Genomic DNA, 5969 nt, shown 5'->3' with positions numbered 1-5969 from the left:
TCATCGAAAGGAGCGGAATTGAATGGTTGGAGATCGCGCTGATGCCATGCTTGAAGTCATGGATGAAGGCATGCATGAAGCCAGGCATGAGGGAAAGTATCGTCGGATCGAGGTGATCACCGGTCGGCGCCAGCGGCGGAATTGGTCAGACGAGGAGAAGGCGCGGATCCTTGCGGAAAGCGCAGAACCTGACGTGAACATCTCGGCCGTTGCCCGGCGCTGGGGCGTCAATCGCGGCTTGCTGAACGTCTGGCGTCGGGAAGCTGGACTAACCTCTCGTCGCTCTGCCAAGACCTGCGCGCAGCAGGCGATGTTCGTGCCCGTGACGGTGGTTGGCGATCGAACGCCTCCCGGAAGCTTGCCGTCGGATGCCGCCCACTTCGCCGCAGGTCGGATTGAGATCGAGATTGCTGGCGCGCGCATGACAGTTATCGGCTCGGTAGCGCCTGAGCTGGCACAAGCGATGGTGGCGGCGTTGCGAGGGCGCCGGTGATCGGAGGTTCGCCAAATGGCGTGAAGATCATGGTTGCGACGCAACCTGTCGACTTCCGGCGCGGCATGAATGGCCTTGTTGCGCTGGTGGCGTCAGCCCTTGCAGCCGATCCCTATTGTGGCGACGTGTTCGTGTTCCGCGCCAAGCGTCTGGATCGACTTCGCTGCATTTACTGGGACGGATCAGGCATGATCCTGGCAACGAAATGGCTGGAGGCGGGCAAGTTCGTTTGGCCGCCGATCCGCGATGGCGCGATGCAGATGAGTACCCAGGAGTTCTCGCTTTTGCTGGCCGGCATTGACTGGACGCGCGTCAAACGAAACGCGGTGAGGAAACCCTCAAAAGCAGGCTGATCCTATTGGTTTTGCTTGAAGATTCAGGCTCATATGGTAGGGTCTGTCATGCCGCTTCGACCCGATCCCTTGCCCCAGGATGCTGCGCRATTGACCCGGATCATTCTCTCGCTCGACGAAGAGAATGCCGATCTCAAAGCGCGCGTTGCCTTCCTCGAGGGCCAACTCTTTGGRCCGAAATCGGAGAAGATGACGGTGCTCCACCCGACGCARGTGGCGCTCGATTTTGGCGATCTCAATGAGATTCCCGTTGCTGCCAATGACGATGTCGCGCCTGTCGCCGAGGACAAAACGCAGGCACGGCGATCGCCAGCCCGCAATATCGGCCGTTTGCCCAAACACCTTCCGCGTTATGACGAGATCATCGAACCGGAGAACAAGCTCTGCCCCTGCTGCTCATTCGARCTKCATTGCATCGGCACGGATGTCAGCGAGGCGCTCGACATCGTGCCTGCGGTTGTCCGGGTGAAGCGGACGATCCGGCCGCGCTATGCATGCCGGGCTTGCGAAAGCGTTGTTGTGCAGGCGCCGGCACCAGCGCGCGTGATGGACGGTGGCATGGTGACCACGGCGTTTGCCGCGCATGTTGCCGTCTCGAAGTTCGCCTGGCATTTGCCGCTGCATCGCCAGGCGCAGATGCTGGCCTCCTGCGGCGTGATCATCGATCGAGGCACGCTCGGGGCCTGGGTGACGCGGGTCGCCTGGTGGCTAGAACTTCTCTATGACGAGCTACTCGCCTTCATCCGCCTGCAGCCGAGGGTGTTTTGTGACGAGACGCCGCTCCCGCGGCTTGATCCAGGGCGAAAACGCACCAAGGTCTGCCAGTTATGGGCGCAAGCGATCGACGATCGGCCGTGGAATGGTCCTGCGCCGCCGGCGGTTGCCTATATCTTTGCCGAAAGCCGCAGTGCGCGCGAGATCGCGGGGCAATTGGCGTCGTTTGCCGGCGTGCTTCAGGTCGACGGATACCAAGCCTATAAGACCATGGCCAAGCGCCGGGGAAAGAGCAATGTCGCCCCCTTGCAGCTGGCGTTCTGCCTTGCCCATGCCCGGCGCAAGTTCGTCGATGTCGTCAAGCTCACCGGCTCTTCGGAGGCTCTGTCGATCCTGGCCAGGATTGCCGAGATCTATCGGATCGAAGCGAGACTGCGCGGCGAAAGTGCCGATATCAGGCTCGTAGCGAGGCGTCGCGAGACAGCTCCAGTTATGAGAGAACTGAACGTCCATCTCACCGAACTGAGCGACGAGGTGTCGGCGAAATCGGCGCTGGGCAAAGCCGTCACCTACACGCTCAACCACTGGAGCGGACTGGCAGCCTTCCTGGAGGATGGCCGGATCGAAGTGGACTCAAATGTCGTCGAGCGTTCGATGAAATCCGTGGCCCTGACGAGAAAGAACTCGTTGTTCGTGGGCAGCGAGCGCGGTGGAAAGTCTTTCGCGGTCCTCGCATCGCTCGTCAACACCTGTAAATTGAACAGTGTGGACCCCGAGGTCTGGCTTGCCGATGTGCTGGAACGCATCATCGCGGGCAAAGTAAAAGCCAGCGAGATGGAAAGTCTCCTCCCTTGGAACTGGAAGGCTGAGCGCGAGGCAAGGACAGAGCAGGAGCGACGGGCGGCATGACGCAGACCAGCCAAGAGACGACCGCACGACCGAAGCTTGATGATCAGGCGTTCGAGGCGTTTATCAGGGCACGTCGTCCAGCATCGCCAATCTGGTCAATGAGCGGTCTGGATGGTTATCTTACGGCTCTCATCATCGGCCCGAAGTTCATCGACCCACGCAAATGGATCCCGGAACTGACCGGTCCGGATGCCCTGAACCTGCCGATGGAGACAACCGAACATCGGGCCGTGCAGACGATCGTTGCGGAGTATAAYCGCATCTCGGCGAGCCTTTCCGAAACACCGAAAGACCACMGGCCCAGGTTCACCCAGATCGATGATCAGACCTTTGATCCGTTCGACTGGGACCTCTGCTTTTTGTTGGGAACAGGATACGCGCCGAGGCTTTGGCAGCCGGTTCTTCGAGGTCATGCCGGGACTGGCGATATCATCGCGCCCATCCGCAGGCTCGGCGAGACAAAGCGGAAAGCGACCCGCCAGGATGCTACTGACGTCGCCGAAGCACTCGTCAATATCCGAACCTACTTTATGCCGAAGCGGGCAAAACAGAAGTTCTGAAAGAAAGTACTATTGCGATCCCGTCAACGCCGAAAGCAGTGGGCTGTTCGTCGCGCTCACGGTCAATTCGCCTGACAGAAGCCACCCGTATCATCATCGCTTACGATTTTCGGCCGCTCGTGTTGGCCTGGAAATGCAATCGTCATTCCGATCGTAGTGCACGCGAAGTGTCTGAGCCGGCCGATTGCCGTTCAAGAACTTGTCGAGTTCAGCAGTACGGGACTTGGATAGCTGGACTTTGTCAGCAAACTGCGGCCACCGGTCTACGGCCGTTCGCACCTGCTCTATAACATACCGAGCATCTTGATCCGAGATCGAAGCCCCTCTGGCGACCGCCAAGAGGTGAGACATGCCAGGGTTTCTACCTTCCCCAGCTATTGCCGCGCTGTGCTCTCCGCCTGGTCCGGACGAAAATGTAAGATCGTATGCAGGTGCTAATGACCAACGACCATTCCCGTCCATAAGGAATGCGTGGTTCTTCGCATGGTCGTCGCGATTCTTGGCGTATACATTGAACACCATGTTTCGAAACATCTTGAGGACTTCTGCGGCGTCGCGGGTCATCATATGGGTAAGCTTGTGAAGTTGCTCATAGTTGAGAGAGGCCTCGCGATGGCTGGCATTCAACAGACCGCTTGCCGTGTGCATGTGAAGCCTACCGGCGGGTATCCTGTCAAAACGCTTCGTCGCAAAAAGCCGCCTTCCCTTCCGGGTGTCGAATAGCTGGGTGTCGGCCATCTCCAGCCCTGCAGCTACCGCCATGAGCGCATAGGCTTTTTCTTCGGCACCGATCTCCCCCGGATCGTTAGAACTGGGCGCTTTGACCATCCATCTTTCAAATCCCGGATCCAACGGCCGGCCGTAGTCCAAAACACAGCTATTCTCGGCCTTGTTGAAGCCGATCATGATCTTTGGTCGTGCACCCGCTGATCCACCTTGCGCGCCCTGCAAGCTATCGATGTCAGCGACGTCCATTTCTGTCTGTACCAACTCCACTTGATCAGCGAACCAGTCGAGGTCAGCGTCGGTCGGTTGTTTCCGATCGTCCGGCAAATCGGGAACGTATGTCAGCGCGCCCATTCCCGTTCTTCCCACCGCCGAGAGACGGTCGATGGGAGTGAGCTGCGTATAGTCGATGCCCGCTCGCTGGAAACGGCGGTCAAGCAATAGACGACCCCAACCATCAGGCAGGCTGTCGTTGAAGAGCCCATGGAGCCCGTCAAACGGATCGCGAGGCGCGGCAATCAATCCAGTGGCGGCCATCATATGGAATGGCGAAATCAAAAGGGGCGCTGCGAGAAACTCTGCCGAGTACTCGAAGTAGGCCTTCCGTTCCTTGCCGCTCCAAGCGAGCGTGCCGAGCTTCTTCTCATTCCCTTCGAGATTCAGACAGACGCTCATCTGCTGGACTGGTTTGAACTTCATTTCCTGCGCACCCGCTGCTTAAGAGGACGATCAACGACATCATCGATATTTTGCGGCGGCCGACTCGGAAACAATCGCTCGAACTCAGCCTCGGCCTCAAGGGCGAAGGCGATTTTCACGAGACTCTCGAGGGAGATTTTCCCACTTTCTTCAAATAGTCTCAACGACCCGTACGAGACATTCGATCTTGCCGCAAGTTCCCGCTGGGTCAGTCCGTGCTCGATCCGCCGGCGCTTCATTCTTTCCGCCAAGCCTCGAATAACTTCCATCGGGGACGACATGTTAAATGCGAACATATTATGACCTAACCGCATTATGTGGGAATTAATGCCAATATAATAGCATTTAAATATATTGCAAGTCGATGATCTGATCGATCACCCTGGTATGGTCCGCCTGGATATTCAGGATCATACGAATACGACAACGTTCTGTTCGCCGATCCCGGCGAGATCCCGTCGTATCGCGATCCTACAGGCAATTGAACATGGTCTCCGACAACCTGCCGTCCGACATTCCGCTCCGGCAGCCGACAGCAGACCCACATGGCGCGGGCGCCTGGCAAGCCAGAAATGGCCCTTTCGCGAATTGCGCCCACTCAAGGCGGAGGTCAAACCGGAAGCCGTCGAGTTGATCCTCAACTCGACCTCGGCTGTGCGCTGTACTGGAAAAGACCAATATGCGGAATGCGGCAGCGCATACATATCGACGCCGGCACGCTTGTGTGTGGCATTTGCGACGACGGCTTGCCGCGGCAAGAACCTGCATTGCATTCATTGCATCCGAAGTCGGCCTGTCACTTCGGCCGACTCATCATGCTGCGAGTTGCGGCCGGAAGACCACGTCGGCCCAGTAATTCGCAGAATCATAGGTGCTGGTCGGGAAGAGACCCGCGGTCGCAGACCCACCATAGCTATAGACACCGTTGCCACCCGCGGCGGCACTTGAGAGGGCCGTCAGAGGACCGTTCGTGACGCCGCTGGTGAAAAAGCCGTCGGTCGCCACATAGGCACCGGTCGTGTGGTAGGACGCCACATAGGTAGTGTTGGCGGTGATGGTAACCGGGGTCGCAAAGTTCACCGTCTGCCAGCCGCTGCCGGTGGTGCCGGAATAGGTGGCGGTGGCGAGCTTGGTGCCTGCCGTGGTCCACAGATCGACGACGTTCTGGCCATTGTCGTTGGCGCTGCGGTAGAACTTGATGCCGGTGATATCACCGGCAACGTTCGCCTGGAACTTGACGCCGAGTTCGAGTTGCTGGCCATCGTTGAGGTTCGTCTGCGCCGGCGTGCTGGTTGCGCTGAACAGGCTGTAGGTGGTGGGGGCTGCGGCCGTATTGATGCTGAAGGTCTCGCTGGTGGCAAGGCCCGCAATGTCGGTTGCCGTCACCTTGATGTCTGACGTGCCTGATGTCGTCGGCGTACCGCTGAAGGTGCGCGTCGAGGCATTGAAGCTCAGCCAGGTGGGAAGAGCGGTGCCGTCGGAAGAGGTTGCCGTGTAGGTCAGCGTGTCGCTGCT

At 58.7% G+C, this 5969-nt stretch carries 7 protein-coding genes; 4 read left to right on the top strand and 3 right to left on the bottom strand.

The features are described from left to right. Window positions 1–22: 22 nt before the first annotated feature. Genes tnpA through AC1DE4_RS31390 form a run of 4 tightly spaced genes read left to right on the top strand, consistent with a single transcriptional unit; the run spans window position 23 to window position 3029 of the window. Window positions 23–493, top strand: a complete 471-nt coding sequence (gene tnpA / locus AC1DE4_RS31405) for an IS66-like element accessory protein TnpA (RefSeq protein WP_477884724.1) — start codon at window positions 23–25, stop codon at window positions 491–493. Next, complete coding sequence (gene tnpB, locus AC1DE4_RS31400) at window positions 490–846, top strand: IS66 family insertion sequence element accessory protein TnpB (RefSeq protein WP_477884723.1); 357 nt, start codon at window positions 490–492, stop codon at window positions 844–846. The genes tnpA and tnpB overlap by 4 nt, the downstream gene beginning before the upstream one ends. Window positions 847–894: 48 nt before the next feature. Then, window positions 895–2469: an IS66 family transposase gene (gene tnpC, locus AC1DE4_RS31395; protein WP_477884722.1), complete on the top strand. Its 1575-nt coding sequence runs from the start codon at window positions 895–897 to the stop codon at window positions 2467–2469. Continuing rightward, complete coding sequence (locus tag AC1DE4_RS31390) at window positions 2466–3029, top strand: UPF0149 family protein (RefSeq protein WP_477884721.1); 564 nt, start codon at window positions 2466–2468, stop codon at window positions 3027–3029. The genes tnpC and AC1DE4_RS31390 overlap by 4 nt, the downstream gene beginning before the upstream one ends. A 93-nt stretch (window positions 3030–3122) precedes the next feature. Here AC1DE4_RS31390 and AC1DE4_RS31385 read toward each other — a convergent pair whose 3' ends face one another. From AC1DE4_RS31385 to AC1DE4_RS31375, 3 genes are all read right to left on the bottom strand, one after another. Further along, window positions 3123–4454, bottom strand: coding sequence for a type II toxin-antitoxin system HipA family toxin (locus AC1DE4_RS31385; protein WP_477884720.1), 1332 nt, complete (start codon window positions 4452–4454; stop codon window positions 3123–3125). Beyond that, the gene (locus tag AC1DE4_RS31380) at window positions 4451–4693 is read right to left on the bottom strand and encodes a helix-turn-helix domain-containing protein (protein ID WP_192303109.1); all 243 of its coding nucleotides are present in this window, start codon (window positions 4691–4693) and stop codon (window positions 4451–4453) included. The genes AC1DE4_RS31385 and AC1DE4_RS31380 overlap by 4 nt, the downstream gene beginning before the upstream one ends. 574 nt (window positions 4694–5267) lie before the next feature. Beyond that, window positions 5268–5969 (bottom strand): DUF4082 domain-containing protein (locus AC1DE4_RS31375; protein WP_477884719.1); only part of this gene is annotated, 702 nt, incomplete at its 5' end.

The sequence above is a fragment of the Rhizobium sp. 10N414 genome, assembly GCF_056394785.1.
The sequence above is the reverse complement of the archived record's forward strand: the minus strand, read 5'-3'. Positions and strand labels throughout refer to the sequence as shown.

What these genes read in the sequence shown, in the direction of transcription:
- tnpA (WP_477884724.1), top strand. Translation starts at nt 23, where the DNA reads ATGGTTGGAGATCGCGCTGATGCCATGCTTGAAGTCATGGATGAAGGC.
- AC1DE4_RS31385 (WP_477884720.1), bottom strand. Translation starts at nt 4,454, where the DNA reads ATGAAGTTCAAACCAGTCCAGCAGATGAGCGTCTGTCTGAATCTCGAA.
- AC1DE4_RS31380 (WP_192303109.1), bottom strand. Translation starts at nt 4,693, where the DNA reads ATGAAGCGCCGGCGGATCGAGCACGGACTGACCCAGCGGGAACTTGCG.